This window comes from Thalassobaculum sp. (assembly GCF_965223715.1).
Classification (GTDB): domain Bacteria; phylum Pseudomonadota; class Alphaproteobacteria; order Thalassobaculales; family Thalassobaculaceae; genus Thalassobaculum.
In genome coordinates, this window is sequence record NZ_OZ245012.1 from 3,305,422 (window position 1) to 3,330,033 (window position 24,612).

The following is a 24,612-nucleotide window of genomic DNA, read 5'->3' on the forward strand; positions in this document are numbered from 1 at the left end:
CGGCGTCCCCCTCAGGCGGCGGTCAGCTTCTGCATGGTCTTGACGTTGTAGTACAGGTCGTCGGTCATCGAGTTCGGCAGCTTGCCGTCCCGGAACGCCTGCACGAGGCCGCGAACCGCATCCTCCACCGACAGCCGCGGCACGAAGCCGAGCGCCTTGCGGATCTTGTCAGAATTGACGTGGTAGGAGCGGATGTCGTCGGTCGGCGTGGTGACGATGTCGATCGGCGCCCGGTCGGGCATCTCCTGCTCGACCACCTTCTTCACCACCTGGGCGATCTCGGAGATCGCCATGTTCTGATACCCGGCATTGAAGGTCTGGCCGTTGATCTTCGCCGAGTCATGGGTCAGCAGTTCGACATAGAGGCGGGTGACGTCCTCGATATGGATGTTCGGGCGCAGCTGGCTGCCGCCGAAGACCGTGATCTTGCCGTTGTTGACCGCGTGATTGGTCAGGATGTTGACCGACAGGTCCAGGCGCATGCGCGGCGCGTAGCCGCAGACGGTCGCCGGGCGGATGGTGACGGCGACGAAATCGTCGTCATTGTGCTTCCACAGCAGCGGCTCGCACATGCCCTTGAACTTGTTGTAGTCGGTCAGCGGCACCAGCGGGTGGTCCTCGGTGACGTCCGGCGCATCGGACACGCCGTAGACCGAGCTGGTCGAGGCGTAGATGAAGCGCTTCACCCCCGCCTGCTTGGCGGCGATCACCATCGGCTCGAAACAGTCGTAGTTGATCGACTTCGACAGGGTCGGGTCGAGCACGAAGGACGGGTCGTTGGAGATGCAGGCCAGGTGGATGACCGCATCGCAGCCGGCGACGGCCTCGGCGAAGGCGGCGGTGTCCCGCAGATCGCCTTTGATGGAGGTCAGCCTGGGATTGGAGAGCGGCAGCTTGTCGTCGCCGAAATACTGGATGTCGAAGACGACGACGTCGTAGCCCGCATCGAGCAGCTTGGGCGTCAGCAGGGAGCCGACATAACCGGCGCCGCCGGTGATGAGGACGCGCTTGAGAGTTTGGTCGTTCTGCACCGTAGACCCATCCTTTTGGATAGCCGCAGCCGCCCTTCGGCTGCTGTCGCCCTACATATCGCACAGCAGCCGAACAAATGAGAAATCAATAATATCAAGTGGGACGGGAAGCGGTCCAACCGACCAGCCGGTCGCCCGGGTAGTCAGCCTCAAGTAAACGAGTCGATACCATTGATCGGCGGAAGGATCGCCCGGTCGATCTCCTGGGGTGCCCGGTCGAGCGCATCGTTCAGCCGGTACAGGTCCTCGAGCTGGGAGATCCCCGCCTCGTCGCGCACCACCAGGGTCTCGAAGACGCAGTGCAGCTCGCCGCCGGCCGCCAGCAGCGTGTCGAAGATCTCCCGGCGCTTCTGGGCGCTCGGCGGCAGGATGAACAGGCTGCACAGGATGATGCCGTCCATCTGGTCCAGGTCGCGCAGCATGGCGTAGAGCTGAACGAAACAGCCGTCGAAATAGTACTCGCCGCGGGACAGGCGGAAGGTCTTCTCCTGATTGCGGGCATACTCGCGCATCACCAGGTTCTGCACGTTCGCCGGGATGCGCAGTCCCTTGAAGCTCTGATGGGTCACATAGCCCTGCAGCACGCCGGTCTTGGGTCTCGCCATCGCCGGATCAGCCATCGAAGCCCGTGGGCGCCCGGAAGTTCATGCCGATCCGGCTCATGATCTTCACCGTCGCCGGCGAGTAGAACCGGCCGAGGCACTTCTCGTCGCTGGTATAGGGGGTGAACAGGCCGGTCAGGCGGGTGTTGAGCGACCACCGGGTCTCCGGCACCTCGTTCATCACGTTGCCGTGCAGCAGCAGCGGCGAGAACACCAGGACCTGGCCGTAGGACACCGACACCCAGCGGAACTTGTCCTCGTACATCTTGAACAGGTCGAGGGATCGGCCGCCGTCCGGCAGGTTGCTCATCGACTCGCGGACCGTGCGGTTGTGCTCCGGCGGCAGGATGAACATCGCCTTGGTGTCGTAGACATCGACCAGCGGCAGCCATTCGACCACCTCGTAGGGCGTCTCGGCCGACCAGGGATCGGCATGCACCGGCAGCACCGAGGTGACGTCGTTCGGCATCTGGATCGACAGGTTCACCTTGTTCTGCATGGCGAGTTCGTTGCCGACGATGCGGTCGACGGCCGAGCGGGCCAAGGACAGATAGCTCGGCCGCGCCCAGGCGGCCCGGTTGAGCTGCTCGAAGACGAACAGGCGCAGCGCGTTGACCTCGCCGACCGCGACCCGCTCATGGATTCCGTTGAGGAAGGCCGTCTCGTCCGCAGGCAGCTCGCATCCCAGATGGCGGCAGACAAGCTTGACGATCTCGTGGCGGTAGGCATCGAGACGGGGGCGGTCGTCGACGTCGATGATCACATAGCCGTCGGTCATGAACGCTTCCGCGAGCTCAGCCTCCCGCGGATCGTCGAAGCTCTCAATCAGGACCAATGGCTCACCTCGTCATCTGCCGGCATCCGATGCCGGGAAAGCCTCGCAAGGGACCCGCGCCGCGGAGGGCGCGGCGCCCGCCGGCATCCCTTCTTCCGGGTCGGCTGGCATTGACGCCAACACCAGAATAGGTATGTATCAGATCCTCATTTTCCGGCAAACGGCCAGGGTTCTCTTTCCCTTAGCCTCGCCGGGCGTGTCGGCTGAGTCGTGGGGGTAGCGTCTCGGCATTCCCCGCCATGGGCGCCAAGAGGATACCAAGTGGGCGACAGTCCTGCACCAGCCGCCGACGACCTGAACACTGTCGCCGCCGAGGTTCTCAACCGCATCGTCTCCGGCGCCAACGCCCGGCCGGCGATCAGCGAGCGCACCTCCGACAAGATCTCCGTCGTCGCCCTGCTCAATGCCGTCGTGGAGCGGGCGCGTGCGTCGCGGTCGGCCAAGCTCCTGAAGCCCCTGGCCGACCGGCTCGTTGCCGGCTATCCGAATTCACCTACGGTCCTCCGGCTCTACGCCGACGTGTTCGCCGCCGAGCTGCCGGCCGACCGGCTGCTCGTCCTGCGGCAGCGCTGCGTGAGCCTCAGCCCCCACGACACCCTGGCGATCCGCCAGCTCGCCGAGCTCCATTTCCAGCAGAACAACCTGGACGCGGCGATCCGGACCATCGAGGCGGCCGAGAATGCCGCGCTCTACGAGGAATTCCTGCAGTTCAAGCTCGGCTACTACTACGCCCTCAAGGGGGAGCACGAGCCGGCCGTCCGGATGTACATGAACGCCCTGCGCAAGCAGGTGACCCAGCGGACCTGCATGAACCTCGCCTCCTCCCTGCGCCATCTCGGCCGCTACGAGGAGAGTGCGGCCTTCTCCAAGCGCGCGATGTTGATGCAGCCCCAGGATTCGGGGGTCTACTACAATTACGGCAACCTGGAGCGCGAGCGCGGCGATACCGCGGGCGCCTCGAAGCTCTTCCGCCACGCCGAATGCCTCGATCCGCAGAACTACTCGATCACCTGGAACTACTCCCAGTCGCTGATGGCGGAAGGCGACTTCGCCCGGGGCTTCGAGAAGTACAAGGACCGCTGGTATTTCAAGGAGTTCCCGACCCGGATCCGCTACCCGTCCATCACCAACGTCACCGACCTAGCGGCCGTGACCGGCCGATTGTTCGTCTATTGCGAGCAGGGGCGCGGCGACAACATCCTGTTCGCCCGGTTCCTGAAACACCTGACTCAGGCGGTGCCGGACCATGTGGACCTGACGGTGGAGTGCTTTCCGGACCTGCTGCCGCTGTTCCAGCGCAGCTTCCCGTCACTCCGCTTCGTGCCCTACACGCTGACCCTGCCCGAGGGCTACGACTACTACTTCCCGCTGTTCGACATCGCCCGCGTGGTCGGCGCCTTCGATGTCAGCGCCGTGGACTTCCCCTATCTGATCGCGCCCAGCGACGGCCGGCGGCACCTGCCCGACACCGGCCGCCCGAAGATCGGGCTGGTCTGGGCCGGCAATCCGGACTTCGTGCACGACAAGCACCGCTCGGCGCGGATCGACGACATAGCCCCGCTCTTCGAGGATCAAGGGCTGAGCTATTTCGCCCTGCAGAAGGGCGTGGACGAGGGTCAGATCGAGGCACGCTACCCGGGCACGCACGATCTGAGCGGGGAGCTGAAGGATTTCGACGACACCGCCTGGCTCATGAGCCAGATGGACCTGATCATCTCCTCCTGCACCTCGACCGCCAACCTGGCGGGGGCGCTGGGCAAGCGCGGGCTGGTCATCACCGGCCATGTCCGCGACTGGCGCTGGATGACCGGTCCCCGCAGCGACTGGTATCCCTCGCTTCGGATCGTGCAGAAGCCCCGGACCCAGCCGTGGCGCGACTTCTTCCACCTCGTGCGCGACGAAATTCGCAAAGAAGCGGACTCCCTGTAATGCCCGTCATTGTCTTCATCCATCAGAACATGCCCGGGCAGTTCAAGAATATTTGCCAGGCGCTCGCCAAGAACGAAAAGAACCAAGTCTACTTCATCACAAAGAAGAAGACGGTCTCGCTGCCGAACGTGCACCGGGTCGTCTACGACCTCGCCCGCGAGCCGACCGGCGGGTCGCATCAGTACATCTCCGGACTGGATTCCCACCTGCTCTATGGCCAGGCGGTGGCCCGCAGGCTGATCGCGCTGAAGGAGAACAACGTCTATCCGGACATCGTCTTCGCCCATTCCGGATGGGGCGAGGCGCTGTTCGTGAAGGAGATCTTCCCCAAGGCGAAGCTGGTCGTCTTCTCCGAGTTCTATTACGAGTCCCGCTTCTCCGACACGGCGTTCACCCATAAGGGTGACGTTCCGGTCGACACCGCCTGCAAGCTGGTCGCCCGCAACCTCCATCTGACTCAGTCGATGATGGCGGCCGACATCATCATGACGCCGACCCTCTGGCAGAAGTTCGTGCACCCGAAGATCCTCTGGCCGCAGATCCTGGTGCTGCACGAGGGGATCAGCGTCGACGAGATCCGTGCCAACCGGCGGACCTCCGTGACGCTGCCGAACGGCTGGACGGTGAACAAGGGCGACCGGGTGGTCACCTACGTGTCGCGGAACCTGGAGCCCTATCGCGGCTTCGACGTGTTCTTCGAGGCCATGCGGCTGCTCGCCAAGGCCGCGCCGGATGTCCGGGTGGTGCTGATCGGTGGCGAGGACGTGAGCTACGGCAAGCGACCGCCCGGCGGTATGTCCTGGCGCGACCTCTTCCTTCACCAGGAGGGCCCGCCGCTGCACAACGCGGCCTTCCTTGGCAAGGTCCCCTATCCGCTCTTCCTCGACCTGCTGGGCATCGCCCGGGTCCATGCGTATCTGACGGTGCCCTTCGTGCTGTCCTGGTCGACGATGGAGGCGATGGCGCTGGAGACCCTGGTCGTCGGCTCCGCCACCCATCCGGTCCGCGAGGTGATCGCCGACGGCAAGAACGGCCTGCTCTGCGACTACACCGCCCAGTCGGTCTGCGACACGGTGATGCGGGGGCTCGACATGGCGGAGGAGAAGCGCGCGCAGATCGGCCGGCTCGCCCGGGCGACGATCGAGCAGAACTACAGTTTCAATACGGTCTATCTGCCTGGAATCGTCGACGAAGTCCGACAGCGCTGCGGCATCGACCTCAATCCCTGAAGGCCTCCGCAACCGACGAATTTCGCAGGGGAATTCGGCATTTTTCGAGGCCCCGACCGGCGGGCCGCCTCTGTTGCCCGTCCCGGCCTCCTGGTCTACATTCCGCGGCGATCGCTCCCGTCGATCGGGCGGGTGTCGCAGTGAGTATCGACTTACATCAGAAAATGGAGCAGTCGATGAACCGCGTATTCGTCGGTTTTGACCCAAATGAAACCGTTGCGTTCCACGTGCTGAACCACAGCATTCAGGCGCGCGCGTCCAAGCCCGTCGCGGTCATTCCGATCATGCTCTCCCAGCTCCAGGACGTGTTCAAACGCGAGCGCAATCCGCTGCAGTCCACCGAGTTCTCGTTCTCCCGCTTCCTCGTGCCCTACATGAGCAACTACGAGGGCTGGAGCGTGTTCATGGACTGCGACATGCTGGTGCTCGATGACGTCACCAAGCTGTTCGACCTGGCGGACGACCGCTATGCGGTGCAGGTGATCAAGCACGATCACCGCCCGCAGGAGGATGTGAAGTTCCTCGGCGCCGCCCAGACCAAGTACGAGAAGAAGAACTGGAGCAGCGTGATCCTGTTCAACAACGCCAAGTGCAAGGCGCTGACCCCGGATTACGTCAACACCGCAACCGGGCTTGAGCTGCACCAGTTCAAGTGGCTGGAGTCCGACGACCAGATCGGCTCGCTGCCGGGCGGCTGGAACCATCTGGTCGGCTACGACCCGCTGCTCCCGGTGGAGCAGATCCAGAACCTGCACTACACCGAGGGTGGACCGTATTTCGACGACTATGTCGACACGGACTATGCCGATGTCTGGTTCAAGGAACGGGACGCCATGCTGAAAGCCTCGCAGCGCAAGGCCTCCTGACTCGTTCCGAGACGCCTCTCTATCCCCTTTGTGTAATGGCGCAACCGAATGACACAGCCTTCAGGTGACGGCGCGGCCATGGCGGCCAAGGGCTCGTACTACAGCAATGTGAACGAGGACCTGCTGCAGATCGTGCCGGCTACCGCGAAGCGGGTCTACGAGTTCGGATGCGGCGAGGGGCGTCTCGGCTGGGCCTACAAGACCTGGAATCCCCAGGTCGAGTATATCGGCATCGAGCTGTTCGCCGACGCGACGGCGAAGGCGCGCGAGGTGCTCGACGCCGTGCATGAGGGCAGTGCCGAGGATCCGGCGCTGACGACGGCGGCCCTGGAGCAGCACGGCCTCGCCGACGCCCTGGTCTATGGCGACGTGCTGGAACACCTGATCGATCCGTGGGCCGCCCTCAAGGACCATCTGCGGCTGCTGAAGGACGACGGCGTCGTCTGCATCTGCGTGCCGAACGCCCAGCACTGGATGCTGTCGGTCAACCTGGTGGCCGGCCATTTCGAGTATCAGGACTCGGGTCTTCACGACCGCACCCATCTGCGGTTCTTCACCGGCCGGTCGCTGCGCCGGTTCGTGGAAGGGGCGGGGCTCCAATTCACAAAGGTCAAGAGGCGCCGGATCGGCACCCAACCGCCCGCCCCGCTGAAGGACCTCTGCAAGCTGATTGGCGGGCAGAGCAAGGCGTCAGAGGAGTCGCTGTATGATGACCTGACGACCTTCCAATACGTCGTTCAGGCCCAGCGCAAGACCGCGACACCGCCGATGCGGATCGACTTCAAGAAGCTTGCCGACCGCGGCGGGTTCAATTTCACCCGGGTGACCGCCCCGGCCCGGGCGTTCAACTCGGTGCCGGGTGTTTCGGGATCCGTGTACGGCGAGACCGCCACGGTCGCGGCCAATCCGGACGGCCCGAACGTCTTTGTCTGGCAGCGCCCAATCCTGAGGAAAGCCAGCGACCTCCGCCAGATCCCCGTGCTTCGCCGCCACAAGAAGCTGATCATCACCGATTTCGACGACGACCCGGATCTCTGGCCGGAGATCGCTGCGAACAACTACCTCTCCTTCCGCGGCGCCCATGCCGTCCAGGTCAGCACCGAGTCCCTGGCGGTGAAGATCCGGCAATGGAATCCCAACGTCTTCCTGGTCCCCAACCGCCTGACCCAGTTCCTGCCCTATGCGGAGAGCCGGGCCCGGACCGAGCCCGACACGCTGTTCATCGGCGGCTTCAACCGAGGGCTCGACTTCGAGGCCTTCGCGGCCACGGTCAACGCCTTCGCCGAGCAGTCGCAGCGGAACTGGCGCTTCCTGGTCGTCGGCGACGAGGCGATCTGGCGCGCGCTGGACACGGAGAACAAAGAGTTCTTCGATATCCTGCCCTATGACCGGTACCTGAACGTGATGCGCCGGGCGGATGTGGCGCTGCTGCCCTGCGCCGACTCTCCGGTGAACGCCCACAAGTCCAACCTGAAGTTTCTGGAGGCCGCCTCGGTCGGCACGCTGGCCCTCGCCAGCCGCAACGTCTACGGCAGATCGGTGGCGCACGGGTCGACCGGGTTCCTGTTCGACAGTCCCGAGAGCCTGGCCGGCGTGCTGCGGGAGGTCGAGGGCCACCCCGATCTCGACCGGATCCGGCTCCAGGCCTATGAGCAGATCCGCCGCGACCACGCCCTCTACCCGTCGATCGGCGCCACGCTCGACCTGTACCGGGACCTCTATGCCCGCTACGACATGCTCGACGGCGATCTCGGCGAGCGGCTGCAGACGCACTTCTCTCAGCCCGGCGACGGCCAGGCGGCGCGCTGACGCGGGGCCGGCGCGACGGACCGCATATTTCGTGGCGGCGCCGGACGTTTCCCACTAGAACCTGACGGCCCTTCATGCACGAGGATACGATGAACGCAGGGAACAATCTGGACCGGTTCTACGAGACCATCCGTCTCGAGGCCCTGGGACTGAACTCGATTCTGGAGCTCGACCGGCAGGTCGTCTCCGAAGCGGTCTCCCTGATCCTGAACACCAGCGGCAAGGTCGTGGTCACCGGCGTCGGCAAGAGCGGGATCATCGGCGAGAAGATGACCGCCACCTTCGCCTCGACCGGCACGCCCGCCCTGTTCGTCCATGCCTCCGAAGCCAGCCATGGCGACATGGGCATGATCGGCGACGACGACGTGATCATCATGCTGTCGAATTCCGGCGAAACGAAGGAGCTGTTCGACGTCATCCAGTTCGCCCAGGCCAAGAAGATCCCGATCATCGGCCTGACCCGCAAGGCGGATAGCGCCCTGGCCCGCAACTCCACCGTCGCCCTTCTCGTTCCGCCGACCGACGAGGCCTGCCCGCTCCATTTGGCGCCGACGACCTCCACCACCCAGATGCTGGCGGTCGGCGACGCGCTGGCGGTGACGGTGATGGAGATCCGCGGCTTCACGCCGGACGATTTCGCGGTGCTTCACCCGGGCGGCAGCCTCGGCCGCCTTCTCGCCACGGCGCAGGAGGTCATGCATACCGGCGACGCCATGCCGATCGTGCGCAACGACGTCTCCATCAAGGACGCGATCTCGGCCATGATGGGACGCCGGTTTGGCTGTATCGGGGTCGTGGACGAAACGGGGCGCCTCGCGGGCATCGTGTCCGATGGCGATCTGCGGCGCCACCTGAACGACGACCTGTTCGACCAGGACATCTCTCAGGTGATGACGGCCGATCCCTTCACGGTGGGGCCGGCGATGAAGTGCCGGGAGCTGATGGAAATCATGAACGACCGCCGGATCACGGTGGTGTTCATTGTCAGCGAGGCAGGGCTTCCGCTCGGCATCATCGATATGCACGACCTGGTCCGGCTGGGGCGGTAGGAACTGGGCGGGAGGTAAACCGATGGTGTCCAGCACCTCTGAACGCAAGGTCACGCCCGTCATCCTCTCCGGCGGATCCGGCAGCCGCCTGTGGCCGCTGTCGCGCGCCCTATATCCAAAGCAGTTCCTCTCCCTGGCGGGAGAGAAAACAATGCTGCAGGAAAGCGTTCTCCGTCTGTCCGGCGAACATTTCTCCGCCCCTCTGATGATCTGCAACGAAGAGCATCGATTCATCGTGGCGGAGCAACTGCGCTCCCAGGGTGTCGCACCGGCGGAGATTGTTCTTGAACCGATCGGGCGGAACACGGCTCCTGCCGTCTGCGTCGCCGCGCTAATTCTGCTGGCGGCGGACCCCAACGCCCTCATGCTCGTTTGCCCGTCTGATCATGTGATCACGCAGCCTGATCGTTTCATTGCGGCAGTCACCGCCGCCACCGAAGCAGCATCACAGGGCAACTTGGTCAGCTTCGGCATCCAACCGTCCCGCCCCGAGACCGGCTACGGATATATCGCCACCGGTGTCGCCCTTGATGGCCACAGTGACATCCGCGTCGTCGACCGCTTCGTGGAGAAGCCGGACCTGCCCACCGCGCAGTCATTCCTTGATGCCGGCACCTATGTCTGGAACAGCGGCATCTTCCTGTTTTCCGCCGCGACTTATCTCGCGGAACTGGAGCGCACCAATCCGGAGATTGTTGAGGGATGCAAGGCCTCGCTTGAAGGTGCTTCTTGGGATTTGGGATTCTGCCGCCTTGCGGTGGAGCCTTTCGGGAAGCTGCAGTCGGTCTCCATTGACTATGCAGTGATGGAAAAGACTGACCGTGCCGTGGTGGTACCGGTGGACATGGGCTGGAATGACATCGGTGCTTGGTCGGCCCTTTGGGAAATCAGCGCAAAGGATGAAGACGGCAACGTTACCCGGGGCAATGCGATCCTTCAGCATTCACGCAACGTCTATGCCCATACCGACCATCCTCTAATCGCGATCTCCGGCCTCGACGATATCGTTGTGGTCGCAACTGACGATGCCATCCTCATTGCAGACCGGAATAAGACCCAGGACATCAAGCAGCTTGTCACCCGCCTGCAGGAGGAAAACCGAAACGAGTTCAGCCTCCACACCACCGTGCATCGACCGTGGGGGCACTATCGCTCCATTGATCGCGGTAACCGCTTCCAGGTGAAGCGGATCACGGTGAATCCAGGCCAGCGCCTGTCGCTGCAGATGCACCATCATCGCGCGGAGCACTGGGTGGTTGTCGAGGGCACGGCGCTCGTCACGCGCGGACCGGAAACCATGACGTTGGAAGAGAACGAGTCGATCTACATTCCCGCCGGTATGGTCCATCGGCTCGAAAATCCCGGCAAGGCGCCGCTCCACCTGATCGAAGTTCAAACCGGCAGCTATCTCGGCGAGGACGACATCGTGCGGTTCGAGGATGGATACGGACGAGTTGCTTCCAGCTGACAATCTGACGATTTCAGGCGGAAGAGCGCATCCGCCGCAGCCGCAGATCGGCGCGCGCCATTCTGTGGACCCATACAGGCCAAGGATATCTGGGCACCCATCCAAGCCCCTTTAGTCTGTCTGCTCGTGCGGCAATTCCTTGAGAAGGCTGAACGCCGGCCGGATGCTCGACATCCGGCATCGGCAGGTCTAGGGCGCCGAAAGCCTCCTCAGTGAACTCCAGGACGGATCGTGTACTCCCCGAACCGATCACATATGTGCCTGGCACATCCTGGTCGCAGATTAGGCTCATCGCCGACACCGCGTCCTCCGCGGCAGTCCAGTCCACCGTCGCCCAAGGGTTTCGCAGAGTCAAAGGCTCGGATACTCCAAGTGCCGCTCGCGCGGCGGCGATGGAGATCTTTCGCGTCACGAAACTGGCGGAGCGGCGGATCGATTCGTGATTGAAGAGAATGCCGATGCTGACATGAAGATCCCTGTTCCGGCGATAGAAGTCCGCTGCCTGCATCGCGGCGGCTTTGGTAATCGCATAAGGATTCATTGGGGCAATCGGCGTCTCTTCATCCGCGACATCGGTCTGGGCTCCAAAGACGAGCGAGGACGAAGCATAAAACAGACGCGGCCTTGTTCGAGCCCTGTCAGCGGCAGCAAGCCAATTAAGCCATCCCAGCAGATTTGTATCCGCCGACCTCCGGAAGAGCACGCGAAGGTCTTCCGCCTGCTCGCCAGTCGGCCGGTCCTCACTGCTGTGATGATAGGCTGCCAGATAATAGATCGTGTGAGGCTGGAATCGCTCGATCACTCCGGAAGCTGCTTCCGAATCACAGAGGTCGACCCCGGCTGCGAGGCGAGTCCTTCCCTCGATCATGCCGCTTCGGGACAGTCCTATGACATGATCGCCACACCGTCGGTGCCACCGGGATAGCAAAGTGCCATCCTGCCCAGCGGCCCCAACGATGAGTACCGTCTTCGCCATGTCAGCGACAGGCCCTTCCGATGTCAGGAGACGACGCGGGATCCGGACTGATCAACGATCTCCACCTGAGGGAGCGGGAAGATGAAGCCTCCACCAAGAGCGATGAATTCCTTCTCCCGCTCCAGGATGCCGTCCCGGAAGTGCCAGGGCAGCACCATGTAATAGTCCGGGCGGTGGCGCTTGGACTCTTCTTCGGAGACGATCGGAATATGGGTGCCGGGCGTCATCAGCCCCCATTTGCGCTCATTCACATCCGCGATCATCGGCATGAGGGCCGCATCAATGCCGTATAGCTGAAGCAGCGTGTTGCCCTTGGTGGAGGCGCCATAGCCGTGCACGGTCTTTCCCTGGGATGCCAGATCCTTGAAGCACCCGAGGAGTGCCTTCTTGAGTTCGTCCAAGCGGCCGCTGAAGTCGCTAAAGATGGCGTCGAAATTCTCATTGAACGCCGCGTCCGACTTGCGGAGTTCCGAGAGCTGTTCGGGGTCGGTCTCCTCGATCGGGCTTGTCGCATGTGTCGCGGTGATCCGGAAACTGCCCCCGTTGATATCGTTCAGATCGACGGCGACCACCCGCAACCCCGCCTCGGACAAGATCCGCTCAATCTGCGACAGGGTGTAGTATTCGAGATGCTCGTGACAGATCGTATCGAAGGAACGGCGTTCCAGCATGAGCGGGAGGTAGCTCTGCTCGAACACCCAGACGCCGTCCGGCGCCAGAATGGAGGCAATCTCCTTGGCGAAATCAACGGGCCGCTCAATGTCGTAAAACATGGCGATGGAACTGACGATGCTGGCCTTGTGGTTGCCCACACGCTCCACCCAGTTCTTCGACGAGAAGAAATCGGCGATCTGAATGATGTCGTCGGGGTAGAAATCCTTGAACGTGCTGATGGTCGGATCCATTCCGACACGATTGGCATCGGCGGGATAGGCTTTCAATGACGTCCCGTCATTGGCACCGATATCCAGCACGTACTCGCCCTCGGCCAGCGGACGCACTTCCTGCACCGACCGCACCACCGAGTGCAGGTGGTTGACCATCGTTCGGTTGAGACCGGAACGGTAGCCGTACCCTTCGCCGAAAAACACCGGCATGTGATAGGAATAGCCCATCTGAACCAGCCCGCATCCGGTGCATCGCACCAGATTCATCGGGCCGTTCAGATCCTCTTCCTCACGCTTTGGAAAGTTTCCGCAAGACGCCATCACCCCGAGATCCAGCAGCACCTGCAGGTTGCGCCCTTGGCAAAGCCGGCAGTTCTCCAGGGTTTTGCTTTCCAAAGACATATTTGACCCTCTACGACTTCTTAGTCTTCAGTTCCGCTTCCATCATATCTTCGACCAGCCCCTCGAAGCTGGTGGAAGCGACCCAGCCCAGCTTCTCTTTCGCCTTGGTCGCGTCGCCAAGAAGGAGGTCCACCTCCGACGGACGGAAAAACTCAGGATCGATGCGAACAACCACTCGGCCGGACCCGGCATCGACACCGACCTCGTCCAGACCGCTGCCGCTCCACTCGATCTTCATTCCGGCATACGCAAAGGACTTATCGACGAATTCCTTCACCGAATGGGTCTCACCGGTGGCCAGGACATAGTCATCCGGCTCGTCCTGCTGCAGGATGCGCCACATTCCTTCGACGAAGTCACGGGCGTGGCCCCAATCGCGCTTGGCGTGGATATTGCCGAGATACAGGCAGTCCTGCTTACCGTTCCTGATCGCCGCCACCGCTCTGACGATCTTCCGGGTAACGAACGTCTCGCCGCGAATTGGGGATTCGTGATTGAACAGGATGCCGTTGGACGCGTGGAAGCCATAGGCTTCGCGATAGTTCACGGTAATCCAGAACGCAAACATCTTCGCAACGCCATAAGGGCTTCGCGGATAGAAGGGCGTCTTTTCAGTCTGTGGGGTTTCCTGGACCAGGCCGTACAGTTCCGAGGTCGAGGCCTGATAGATGCGTGTCCGATCTTCCATGCCGAGCAGGCGCACAGCCTCCAATAGCCGCAGCGCTCCTAGGCCATCGACATTGGCGGTATATTCCGGCGTCTGGAAACTCACGTGGACGTGGCTCTGGGCCGCGAGATTATAGATCTCGTCCGGTTCGATCTTGCGCAGCAGGTGCGTCAGTGACAGCGAGTCCAGCATGTCGCCGTAATGCAGGAAGAGCTTTGCGTTTTGGTCGTGCCAGTCCCGATAGAGATGGTCGATCCGCCACGTGTTGAACGAAGAGGTGCGACGCCGGATGCCGTGGACCTCATATCCCTTGGACAGGAGCAGTTCCGCCAGCAGCGCCCCGTCTTGGCCCGTAATTCCCGTTATCAGTGCGCGCTTCTTCGTCATCTTACCGGATATCTCTCAGGCGGTTTGGCTTGGCTGGCAATCTGAGCGTTCGTCGGCGCTCACTGCTGGCGCGAATTCGCCCAGTAGGCCTCGTCCCGTTTGACGATCAGGTCCGACGCATATGACTGACCGCCGTCCTTCCGGGCGCCCTTCAGGTGATCCATATACCCGCCCAGCGGCCCATTAATGAACGGGTGCATGGAATCGGGAATCCCCTCGTTCAGGTTATAGAACTTCAGACGCTGGTCCCGGGTGTACTCCTGAACGAGCCGATCAAAGATGTGACAGTCGGTCCAGCGCGGCAGGCTGAAGACCTTGTCATTGGTATAATAAGACGAGTGCTCCTTGATGAACCTCTGCACCTCAGGGCGTTTAATGCGGTACAGAACAAAACTACACTCGGAATACATTCTCTTTCGCGGCATGTAGCCGATATCGGCCCAAGACGGCATCAAGCTGTTCAGGAAGGACAGCGGCATGTCCTGGAAGCAGACGATATCGGCGTCGACGTAAATCAGAATATCTGCGTCGGAAAATTCCGCCGCGGCCTCGACTGCGTAGACCTTGTGGCTCCACCGGACTGAATCGAGTTGATAGTCGTAGATTCGGCCGAAGCGTCCTCGCGCTCCTGGGTTTGCGGCGTGGCGCTGCTTGAACTCGACGAGCGCAGGACAGGACGTCAAGAGGTCCCGCACCTGCACCTTCTCGGTCTGTGGAGGCTGGCAGTTCTCCGCCATGACCCATAGTTTCGTGCCCGCGGGCCAGTGCCGCTCGAACGACTCGATGAATTCTCTGCCGTGTTTTTCGAAGCCTTCGGCATGGAACGTCGTCACCCCGTGATACACAGGCGACTCTAGAGATTCGTTCGCCTCCTGCGCGACAACGACACTCGGCTGGGGCTTCTCCGGTTCTGCGGCCTTACGGGGCTTTGCCTTGGCGTAGGCCTGCGCAGCCGCCTCAACATCCAGCGTCCGAACGTCGATGAACTTCAGGTTCGGCCGCGCCAAAAGCTCGTCGCGCAAGGCCTCGCCCGCCATCTTGTATTTGTTTACGAAGACGGTGGTGTAGGAAAAATCAAGGTACTCGAACCTATCGAGCGTCTCCGCATCAAATGCGTCCTCGCGCACAAAGAAGATGTTACAACCATCCTTGTTCGCGCCCACGAATTTATATCCGTAAGGCTCGAGCAGATGCCGATAGGCATTTAGAGAAACACCGAAATACAGACCGCGCTGGGGATCGTACTCGTACCGGCGGAAGGCTTCATTGTATTCGACCGTAATGGGATCGTCTCCAAGGAAAGGATTGAATTCAGCGCAAATGATTTTAGGCCGAAAACCTTCCGCCAGAAACTTGTGCATCACGTAATAGTCGATGCTGTCGATATCCAAGGAGAAGATATCCGGCTCAGAATTGCCAACAATCTCAAGTACCTTGGGGACCGTGAAGTATGATACAGCGCCGGCCACCAATCGGAGCTGCTTCCCCCAGCCCAGTTCGTCGGCCATCTTGGCGAATTGGCCGATCTTGTCGGCATCCGCATCAATGCCCACACCGCTCCACCCCTTCTTAAGCAGATAGGTGGAGTTGTTCTCGCGTCCATCTGAACAGCCAATCTCCAAAAAGGCCTTATCCGGCTCCTTCAAATACGAAGCAAGAACTTCGAGAGTGCCGTCTTCGCCATTTTGAGAGTTTACGCGAAACTCCGCGCTCTCCAGATTAATCTTCGACATATTTTAACTCTCGAATTTGGAAAAGCAGTGTAAGCGATTTGCGCTCTTGCCGGTACCGCTCATAGCATAGCCATGCTGGTTTTAGGAGTAGATTATTGGCCCATCCCGCACCGCGTCAGGTGGCGGCGCGGCCATGCCGCCACCGCCTTCTCGCACCGCCCTTGATTGAACCCGTCCGTCCTAATCCATCTCCGGCGTCAGGGAACCGCCATACCCCGTTCGAAGATGAACGAGAGGGGTGATACCAAGAAGTCGAGGACGGATCGACGGCCGGACTTAAACAGCAGATCCGCACCCATTCCCGGAATAACCCGAACATCTTCCAGCTTTTTCCACTCACCTGGCTCGATCGCCACCTCTACCTCATAGTAGTCCAGTCCGCTCTGTGGATCCTGAAGGACATCTGGCGAGACTTCTTCCACATGGCCCAGCAGAAGCGGGCTACGCCGGGCCGCTTTCAATCCCGAAGATGTCTTGACGCGGACCTCCACAGGCATCCCCCGGTGGATACCTTCAATATCACCGGCCCCGACCTTCGCCCCAATGATGAGCTTCTCATCTTCTGGCACGATATACATGAGAGGTCGTCCAGCGCTTACGATGTAGTCGGAGTGGAATACCGACAACCCAAGCACGATGCCGTCATGGGGGCTGACGATGACTTTATTGTCCTGGTCCTGTTTAGCGACGGCGATATTGTACTTCACCTGCGATTCCTGCTGCTTGAGCTGGTCAAGCCTCATAGAGGCCGTCCGAACCGCATCGGTCTTGAGCTGAAGAATCGACTTTTCGATCTCGCCGATCTGGCCTTGCCGCAGAGTGATCTCTGAGAGCAGTTGCGCGCGTTCGCCGACAAGCCCTGCTTCCGCGCGCGCCAACGCGAGCACACGGGTTTTCGGCACATAGCCGCGCTCTGAAAGATAGCGCATACCTTCGAGCTCCTCGGAGACCAATGACAGCTGAGTGCCGATGGCCTCTCTACGTGCCCTCAGCCCAGAAATCCCCTCCTGGGTCTGCTGCTTCCGAGACTCGAGAATCTCCAACTGCTGCCTCAGCGACTGCATGTCCGATCTGAACAGAGCAACCTGGCCGTCAATCAGTGTTCCAATCTCTGCCGATTCGGCACGTTCGGCCGACCACCGGCTCACGTCGAGCGCATCCCGGCCATCAATCATCGCGCGATGTCTGGCCTGCTCCAGCTGATTGGAGACAAGCTGATACTGCAGGAAATTCAGCCGTTCTTGCTCTTCTTCCGTTTCGAGCGTCAGGAGCACAGCACCCGCTTTAACGAACTCGTTCTCCTTGACGAAGACTTCCTTCACGCGGCCACTGATCAAGGAACTGATGGTCAACCTTTCGGTCTCGATCTGCACACGGCCGGACGTGGTGACGCCCCGGTCCAGCCATGTCAGCGCTGCCCAAACGACGAAGCTGCCGAAGATCGCGAAAATGAGGAAGAACCCCATCCAAAGCGGAACGGTGCGAGGATCTCTCCGGGCCGAATGCTCTTTTGAGCCGAAGGTCGAACGCAATGTCTGAACCATAGCCATAGGGCGAAACTTTCCAGTCGATGCAGTCAAATCAGGCTTCGGCGGCCTTGTTAGGTGCGCGCACCGGCACGGGCTTCGTGAGGCTCTTGATCAGCGAATCCCTGTCGCCATCTCGCTCGATCCTACCTGCCTTTACGACCAGAATACGGTCGACGATGTTCAAAAGCTGAACGTTGTGTGTCGCTATGATGATGGTCACGCTGTGCTGTTTCAACTCCGCCAGCTTGTCCTTAAGTGTCAGAAGACCACTGGTATCGAGACTGGCGTCGGGCTCATCGAGAACGATGATCTTGGGATCTCCGTAAAGAGCTCTCGCCAAGCCAACTCGTTGCCTTTGACCGCCCGACAGGCTCGCGCCATACACACCTAGGGGCGTTTCATAGCCGGATGGCAAGGACAGGATGAGTTCATGGACGCCAGCCTTCTTGGCAGCCGCGATGATCTGCTCCATCGGCGCATCTGGCTGGAAGCGCGCAATATTATCCGCAACCGTACCATCAAACAGTTCGACATCTTGCGGCAGGTAGCCGACGTAAAGCCCCCGCTTCGCCGGATCCCAGTCGTTTATGTCAAATCCGTCGTAGCGGACCTTGCCTCGGTCGGGCAACCAGGCTCCAACAATTGTCTTTAGCATCGTCGACTTACCAGCTCCGCTCGGGCCGGTAACGGCGACAGCCTCTCCCGCTTCGATTGACAGGTTGATACGCGCGAGGACTGCGTTCTTTGAGCCAGGAGGGATCACCACGATGTCTTCCAGACCGATCCGTCCAGTCGGCGCCGGCAGATCGCGCGAGACGACTTGGCTGTCCAACCGATCGAAGACCTTCCGCAGACGATCGAAAGAATCACGGAAGCGCACAATATTCTGCCAGACCCCGATCGCTCCTTCGAAGGGGCCAACCGCGCGCATGAACAGGATGTTCGCTGCGATCAGCATACCGGGGCTGATGTGGTCAGTGATCGCGAGATACGCCGCGATACAGAGGATCATAATCTGTGCGAGTTGACGGATTCCATGGGATGTCAGCGAGATATTTGAACGGGTAGTGAGGTTGTCCTCCGAGAGAGCAATGGCCTCAGCGTGCCGCTTCGCCCAGATTTCCTTGAAATTCGCCATGATCCCCATGGAGATCAGGGCGTCGAAGTTCCGGATGCTCCGCTCGACCACGATGGTGGCCTTCTTGGATTCTCGCATCTCGTCGAGGATTGCCTTCTTGGTCCGGAACTCGGAATAGAGACCCACACCGATCATCAGAAAGATCACCCCGACGGCGAACATTCCCAGGGCTTCGTGCAGCATGAACAGCACGGCAACAAAGACGATGGCCCAGGGCGCGTCCACGAGCGAGATCAGCGCCCGACCGGTCAGAAACTGCCTAACCTGATCCAGATCCGAAATCGCCCGGGTGACCTGAGGTTCACGAGTCCGTTGATACTCGTTTGCGACCGCATCAAAGACACGGCCGCGAAGCTTCTCGTCAGCGACGACGCTCGTCGCCGCGAGAAACCGGTCTCGGGCATATTCCAAACAGACATGAATGACGACCATGATCAGGGCGATGATGGTAATCGCCGCGAGCGTGTCGCCGCTTCGGGTCGACAGAACCCGATCATAGATCTGCAACATGTAGAGAGGGACGACCAAGATGAGCAGATTCGTAAAGAAGCTGAAGACTCCGACTGAAACGCAGGTCGAATAAACGACGTCTTTGATCTCTGCGATAATGCCGCCCGAGATATCGTTCTTACCGGCCATGAAAGGATATCCTGTCTACAACATTCCGTGCCGATGCAGAGAAGTTAACCCTCAACCCTGCACTATCGGATAGTCTTGGCTGACGACATGCAGCCAACGGCCAACCTGACCTCATCTACGCCCTCGTCACCCTATGGGCAACCTTCGTGACTGCCGGATCCCCGTGACGTTTAGAAGCGCCAATCACGGCCGGTTTGAGCAACAGAGCACCCCGGATCGCGGTACATTCCTGAACGCGCCCGATCATCGTCGAGCCCGCCACTATAACCGGTAATCCATCTCTCGGACATACCACCACGAAGGCTCGCACGTCCTGATCGGTTGCACGGCCATATCGCAGCAGGCACCGGCCGCCATCAGCGAACCTAAAGTTCTCCGCGCCAATCCATATCCGTTGCCGGCTCGGATTTAAGGCCTTTTCCCTCTGACAAAAATACAGCCAAATCTCGGCGAATCTGTGTCAGCGGCGTTTCCCAGTCCCCGACGGATGCCTGCCGATAGGAGCGCATGCCGGGATACCAGGGAACGTCAGTACGGCCCCAGGTCCATCGCCAGTCACTGATATGCGGCACGAGGATCCAACAGGGGACACCCAACGCCCCGGCGCAATGAACGGCGGCGTTGGTGACGGATATCACGATATCCATCGCCGCGATCTGCGCCATCGCGAGGTCCATACTTTCGAGCGGCTCAACGGAGTCGTCGTAGAAGAAGTTTGTGCGTGATTCATTCTCGAACCATGCCTTTTCTTCCTCCTTCACGCCATACTGCAGCGAAATCGCCTGAACCCTATCGTTGCTCAGCAGCGTCTCGAAGGACGTCTGGTCCAGCGATCGTGTCCGGGAGCGAAGAAGACCGCTGCCACCGCGCCAGGAGAAGCCAACCAGCAACTTTCCTGGAAACATCGACTTGTACTTCTGACGAAAATGCCGGGCCATCGATGCCTTTGGCACCGCATAGGGCCGCTGCTTCCCGAAATCCGCCAGCGCCTTACGGAAATAGAGAGGCAAGGACCCCAACGGCACGGAGAAGTCGATACGCCTGTCCCCCAGAAGGGGCGACGGGTTTCCCGGATTGTAGGTAAAAATGGTCGCCCGCGGGAATGAGCGTCGCATGATCGGCGCCAGCCGCGGCGTGCTCTCCAGAAAGACGTGTTTGGCCCGTCGGATGAGTTCGGGCAGCACGGTGCAGAACATGATTTCGTCGCCGACACCCTGCTCAGCCGTCACCAGGATCGTCTTGCCTGCGAGAGGTTCACCGTTCCATCTCGGCTGGCCCACCCGACGCCGGTGACCTCTCTTGGCATCCGCAGATCGGCCGCCGATCCCGTGCTCGTATAACGAAAAGCCTTCGTGGTATCGGCCAGCAAGCAGGTAGTACAAAGCGAGATTGAAGTAGGCCTCTTCATACTTTGGATCGAGCTTGATCGCCTCTTCCTGTAGACGGGTGGCTTCCGAAAGATGGCCAATGCTTGCCAGGTGAACGCCATAGCTGCTCACGGCGGTCGGGTAGGTCGGATTGAGCAGTAGTGTGCGCCGGTAGTATCGACCGGGGGTCGGATCCGTCATCGTTTGCCGGTTCGCCCCACAGACATTGGCGAGGTTGAGCCAACCTTCAGGGTAATCCGGCTTGAGGATCAGAGACTTATGGTAGACTTGGATCCGCGGCTTGGGATCCGTGTCCGGCATCGACAGGCCGAGATTGTTAAGCCCCTCGGCATATAGCGGCGATAGAATGATGCACCGCTTGTTCTGGTCCGGCGCCTTGTCGCGATAGCCATTCTCGCGAAGAAGGTTGCCGAGATTGTTGTAGCCCGCTGCCAGCCGAGGCGAGACCAGAATCGCGCGCTGCAGGCATACGGAGGCGCGTTGGATCTGTCCCTGGCGGCGCAGTATTATGGCAAGGTTCGAGTTGGCCGAGGGGTTGATCGGGTCCGCCTTGATAACCTGCTCGTATAATGAGAGCGCGGCGTCGTCCTCGCCCTGCCGGTGTGCATGAATGGCTCGGTCGAGGAGGGATTGTACGGTTGGTGCCGCCATTGATCAGCTAACTTCGGCCCCGAGGTCTGGTGCCTTATCCCTGCGATCGGGAATCCAGTCCTTCGTCTGATCTCGATACACCAGCTTGAACTCGTTCTTCAGCGCCACTTCGTACCCGGCGGCATCGGCAAGTGGCGTCATCCGCGCCTCGGCATCCAGCAGAAAGTGACCTGACGCGATCCTGGAGAAGACCGCCTCCGGAGTTTCATCTGGCGCCGAAAGCATCGCCTCGTTCAAGCTGTCGCAAAGGGTCCATGCCTGCTCCAAACCAGGGAACCCGGTCCGAGCGACCTCGCCGTCGGAGGCGTCCGAAGACCCGTCCTTCTTCTGGGACTGCTCATCTTGCTCGTCCGCATCGGCGCCCAGCGCCGCCTTCAATGCTTCGGGAACCGGCGCTATGAGATCAATGGAGGCGGCTCGCATGTCCGCGGCCACGGACCAGAGATAGCGGACGTCGAATTGAAGGGTGACTTTCTTGCCGTCCAGCGTATCGAAATCAACCAGGGCAATGCCACCGTCGCGCCTGAATGCCAGCACGCTCTTGAGAACCGAATTCGGGGTCAGTTGATCCATGGTTACTACCAATCCAAATCGCTAGCCGGCGGGGATCGTAGGCGACCGTGATCGCCTTTGAGAAGAGCGTCGAACTCGACCTTCACACGTCCAATCACGTCGCCCCAGGTTTCGTCGATCGTCGTCTGTCGAAAAACACGCATGCCTGGGTACCAGACGACGTCGTCACGACCCAGCGTCCAGCGCCAGTCGCTTTCGTAGGGCACCAACGACCAGCAGGGCACGCCGAGGCCGCCGGCGGTGTGTACGCCGGCATTCGTGGCTGAGATGACCAGATCGCAGGCCGCGATCTGGCTGGCGGACGCCACAAGATCCTTCAAGGGATCGACTGTAGGATCGTAGATGACGTCGCGATCGAGGTCGCCATTAACGTCCCGGATTTCCTGCTCCACGTCGCCGTACTGGACGCAGACGAAGGTGACGCCCGGCGCCTTAAGTATCGGCAAAAGGTCCCGTGCTTCAAAAGATCGAGCCTTCCTGCGTAGGGCGGCCGACCCTCCTCGCCATCCTACTCCGACAATCAGATTGTCCGGAGCTGAGGATTTATACTTAGCCCGCAATTTCTGGCTGAGTTCTGGATTGGGTTGCAGATAGGGGCGGTTACGACCGAATAGACTGGTGAAGCGCCTCAGATAGCGGCCGAGGCTGCCGATAGGAATGTGATAGTCGATCTGTTCATTGGTCTCATGCGAACCGCCGAGCTTCATCGAGAACACATCGGCGTCAGGAAAGCTCCGCCTGAAGAGATGTGTCATCCGAGCCGTTCCCTCTAGGTAGACCTTGGACGCCCACTTGAGCATTTCGGGAACCATCGTGGCGAACATGATTTCGTCGCCGACACCCTGTTCGGTGTGGATCACAATGGACTTTCCGGTCAGGTCCTCGCCATGCCAGCGCGGTTGCTTGAATTTTCTCTTACGTCCCCTTCCGCGCTTGACCTGTTCGAACCCGCTCTCGTAGGCATCAAAGCCCTCCGCCCAGTGCCCCAAGGCCAGCAATTGCATCGAAAGGGCTGTGCGCGTCGTTGGGCGATCCGACTGAAGTCGGGCGGCCCGTCTGTGGAACTTGAGCGCTAAGCGCCTATCCCCAGACCAGTTGCAGATATTCGCGTAGGCACGAATGAGCTGAAGTGATCTGGGATGGAGAGGAAGTTTATTCTCGATCAGTTTCAACGCCGCAGCGTCGTCGCCGTTCTGCAAGAGGGCCGTCGCATAGATCGACACCGCCGAAATATTATCTGGAACCCTCTCATAATGCTCTCTTGCGATTTTTAGACCTTCGGCGAAGGCACCACTTTCCATCGCGGCCTTCACGTATGCGTCGATCGCTCTCTCTTCGAGTGGGTCGAGCTCGTATGCGCTCCTGGCACGCTCTAGTGCCTGTGTTTCGTTTCCGGCTTGAAGCGACATATTGGCGAGTGCGGCCAAGCCGCGGGCCGACTTGGCGCGGAACTGTAGGCCGCGTGAGTAGATCTTGGCGACGCTTTCTTCCTTGCCGATCAGATCGTAGGCATGGGCAAGGTTCTCATAGGCCTGGGGGCGGGTAGGCGCCTCGTAGACCGCGCGCTGAAATATCTTCAGCGACTTCACATATCTTTCCTGGTCCCGCAGATGAGTGCCGTACATGGTCCATAAAGAAAAGTCCTTGCTCGTCCGCTGTAAGCCGCCCTTGATGATCCTCTCGGCTGCCTCGTACAAGCCCTGCTTTGCCAAGAGGTCCGCATACAGAAGCCAGCCTCTTGGATCTGCCTTATCTGTATTGACGACATTCTTCGCGATGAGCTCGGCTTCTTTGTAGTATCCAAAATTCGAATACGCCGCGCCGAGATGAAGCTTCGCGTCCTGGGACTTACGATCGAGAGAAAGGAGGTACCGCAGGATACCAATAGCCTCGTTCTGCTTGCCAGCTGCCGCGAGTTGAGTGGCGAACTGCCGTCCGCAGAGATGAACGTCGAGCCCGAACGGTGCCAACTTTCGGATCTGCTTGACGGGTGCGATATCCAGCTTGTTCCAGATCGGCGAAGATACCAGCGTCAGGAGGCCGACGGTCGAGTTTGGCGTGGCCAGAATGACACGCCGCGTCTCCACGGCCAGCCGATCGGTGTTCCTGGTACGTGTGTAATGTTCGACGAGCGACATGCGCGGACCATCGTCCGTAGGCTGGATCACTAGGGCTCGGCGAAGGTCGGCTACAGATTCCAGTTTCAGCCTGCTAGCCAGAATGGACGACAGAAAATACGGCCGCCCGATGTTTGGGGCCGAGAGGATTGCGCGCCTATTGATGCTAGCCGCGCTGCGAAAATCCCCCAGATCGAACAGCAGCGCAGCACGAGATCTCAAAGCCTCATTGGATCCAGGATCAATCAACTGGGCCTGGCGGCTGTAGATCTTCGCGTCAGCGATTTTTCCGGACGACCGGCTGTAGGTCGTGGCAGTCGCGTAGGCACTTACATTCTGCGGGTCGAGCACCAGCGCAGACCGCAGGAATCGGCTGGCACTTTCAGAGTTTCCGACTGTGATTTCGGGGAGCGAGCGCACGCGCCAGGCTTCAGTGCTGACAGGGGCTTGGCGTGTCGATCGTCGCGCTGAGCTTCGTGCGGCGGCCAAGTTACCGCGCATAAACTGCGCGCGCGAGAGAAGCGTATAAATTTCGGAGACCGGGAGCTGATCGCTTGATTGGCGGAGCAAAGCTTCCGCTCGTGCAGGCATATTAAGAGACAAAAAGTTCTCAACCTGCGCCTTGAGGGACATCCAAATCAACTCGTAGAGGCAGAATGTGAATGAGGTAGAGCCGAAGCTCTACCTCATCTTGATGTGTCAGAAGA

At 60.5% G+C, this 24,612-nt stretch carries 18 protein-coding genes; 6 read left to right on the forward strand and 12 right to left on the reverse strand.

Features of this window, described 5'->3' with window-relative positions:
- Nucleotides 1-11 precede the first annotated feature (11 nt).
- From ACOQOP_RS15240 to ACOQOP_RS15250, 3 genes are all read right to left on the reverse strand, one after another.
- A complete protein-coding gene (locus tag ACOQOP_RS15240) occupies nt 12-1,031 on the reverse strand; it encodes an NAD-dependent epimerase/dehydratase family protein (RefSeq protein ID WP_420562662.1) in 1,020 nt (339 codons plus the stop codon).
- Between the two features lie 149 nt (nt 1,032-1,180).
- Nucleotides 1,181-1,636 (reverse strand): LIC12192 family sporadic carbohydrate cluster protein, encoded by a 456-nt coding sequence (locus tag ACOQOP_RS15245; protein WP_420562663.1) that lies wholly within the window; start codon nt 1,634-1,636, stop codon nt 1,181-1,183.
- Nucleotides 1,637-1,643: 7 nt separating this feature from the next.
- Nucleotides 1,644-2,411, reverse strand: coding sequence for a sporadic carbohydrate cluster 2OG-Fe(II) oxygenase (locus ACOQOP_RS15250; RefSeq protein WP_420562664.1), 768 nt, complete (start codon nt 2,409-2,411; stop codon nt 1,644-1,646).
- 318 nt (nt 2,412-2,729) lie between these two features.
- Between ACOQOP_RS15250 and ACOQOP_RS15255 the strand changes: the two genes are divergently transcribed.
- The 6 genes from ACOQOP_RS15255 to ACOQOP_RS15280 all read left to right on the forward strand — a co-directional run bounded on the left by ACOQOP_RS15255 (nt 2,730) and on the right by ACOQOP_RS15280 (nt 10,818).
- Nucleotides 2,730-4,397, forward strand: coding sequence for a hypothetical protein (locus ACOQOP_RS15255; RefSeq protein WP_420562665.1), 1,668 nt, complete (start codon nt 2,730-2,732; stop codon nt 4,395-4,397).
- Nucleotides 4,397-5,626: a glycosyltransferase gene (locus tag ACOQOP_RS15260; RefSeq protein WP_420562666.1), complete on the forward strand. Its 1,230-nt coding sequence runs from the start codon at nt 4,397-4,399 to the stop codon at nt 5,624-5,626. The genes ACOQOP_RS15255 and ACOQOP_RS15260 overlap by 1 nt, the downstream gene beginning before the upstream one ends.
- 176 nt (nt 5,627-5,802) lie before the next feature.
- On the forward strand, nt 5,803-6,492 hold the full coding sequence (locus tag ACOQOP_RS15265; protein ID WP_420562667.1) for a hypothetical protein: 690 nt from the start codon (nt 5,803-5,805) through the stop codon (nt 6,490-6,492).
- A gap of 48 nt (nt 6,493-6,540) precedes the next feature.
- Entirely contained in the window at nt 6,541-8,301 is a 1,761-nt protein-coding gene (locus tag ACOQOP_RS15270) for a methyltransferase domain-containing protein (RefSeq protein WP_420562668.1), read from the forward strand.
- An 89-nt stretch (nt 8,302-8,390) separates the two neighbouring features.
- Nucleotides 8,391-9,350 (forward strand): KpsF/GutQ family sugar-phosphate isomerase, encoded by a 960-nt coding sequence (locus ACOQOP_RS15275; RefSeq protein WP_420562669.1) that lies wholly within the window; start codon nt 8,391-8,393, stop codon nt 9,348-9,350.
- A 22-nt stretch (nt 9,351-9,372) separates the two neighbouring features.
- Nucleotides 9,373-10,818: a mannose-1-phosphate guanylyltransferase/mannose-6-phosphate isomerase gene (locus ACOQOP_RS15280; RefSeq protein WP_420562670.1), complete on the forward strand. Its 1,446-nt coding sequence runs from the start codon at nt 9,373-9,375 to the stop codon at nt 10,816-10,818.
- A gap of 13 nt (nt 10,819-10,831) precedes the next feature.
- On the opposite strand, the gene ACOQOP_RS15285 is transcribed toward ACOQOP_RS15280, so the two are convergent.
- The 9 genes from ACOQOP_RS15285 to ACOQOP_RS15325 all read right to left on the reverse strand — a co-directional run bounded on the left by ACOQOP_RS15285 (nt 10,832) and on the right by ACOQOP_RS15325 (nt 24,538).
- Nucleotides 10,832-11,794 (reverse strand): GDP-mannose 4,6-dehydratase, encoded by a 963-nt coding sequence (locus ACOQOP_RS15285; protein WP_420562671.1) that lies wholly within the window; start codon nt 11,792-11,794, stop codon nt 10,832-10,834.
- A 23-nt stretch (nt 11,795-11,817) separates the two neighbouring features.
- Nucleotides 11,818-13,083, reverse strand: a complete 1,266-nt coding sequence (locus ACOQOP_RS15290; protein ID WP_420562672.1) for a class I SAM-dependent methyltransferase — start codon at nt 13,081-13,083, stop codon at nt 11,818-11,820.
- A 10-nt stretch (nt 13,084-13,093) separates the two neighbouring features.
- Nucleotides 13,094-14,137, reverse strand: a complete 1,044-nt coding sequence (gene gmd, locus ACOQOP_RS15295) for a GDP-mannose 4,6-dehydratase (RefSeq protein WP_420562673.1) — start codon at nt 14,135-14,137, stop codon at nt 13,094-13,096.
- Nucleotides 14,138-14,196: 59 nt separating this feature from the next.
- Nucleotides 14,197-15,870, reverse strand: coding sequence for a hypothetical protein (locus ACOQOP_RS15300; RefSeq protein ID WP_420562674.1), 1,674 nt, complete (start codon nt 15,868-15,870; stop codon nt 14,197-14,199).
- Nucleotides 15,871-16,067: 197 nt separating this feature from the next.
- On the reverse strand, nt 16,068-17,420 hold the full coding sequence (locus ACOQOP_RS15305; RefSeq protein WP_420562675.1) for an HlyD family type I secretion periplasmic adaptor subunit: 1,353 nt from the start codon (nt 17,418-17,420) through the stop codon (nt 16,068-16,070).
- Between the two features lie 31 nt (nt 17,421-17,451).
- Nucleotides 17,452-19,176 carry a type I secretion system permease/ATPase gene (locus ACOQOP_RS15310; protein ID WP_420562676.1) on the reverse strand — a complete coding sequence of 575 codons (1,725 nt, stop codon included), beginning with the start codon at nt 19,174-19,176 and terminating at the stop codon, nt 17,452-17,454.
- 365 nt (nt 19,177-19,541) lie between these two features.
- On the reverse strand, nt 19,542-21,215 hold the full coding sequence (locus ACOQOP_RS15315; protein ID WP_420562677.1) for a tetratricopeptide repeat protein: 1,674 nt from the start codon (nt 21,213-21,215) through the stop codon (nt 19,542-19,544).
- Nucleotides 21,216-21,218: 3 nt separating this feature from the next.
- The gene (locus tag ACOQOP_RS15320) at nt 21,219-21,788 is read right to left on the reverse strand and encodes a hypothetical protein (RefSeq protein ID WP_420562678.1); all 570 of its coding nucleotides are present in this window, start codon (nt 21,786-21,788) and stop codon (nt 21,219-21,221) included.
- 5 nt (nt 21,789-21,793) lie between these two features.
- Nucleotides 21,794-24,538 (reverse strand): tetratricopeptide repeat protein, encoded by a 2,745-nt coding sequence (locus tag ACOQOP_RS15325; protein WP_420562679.1) that lies wholly within the window; start codon nt 24,536-24,538, stop codon nt 21,794-21,796.
- Nucleotides 24,539-24,612 lie beyond the last annotated feature (74 nt).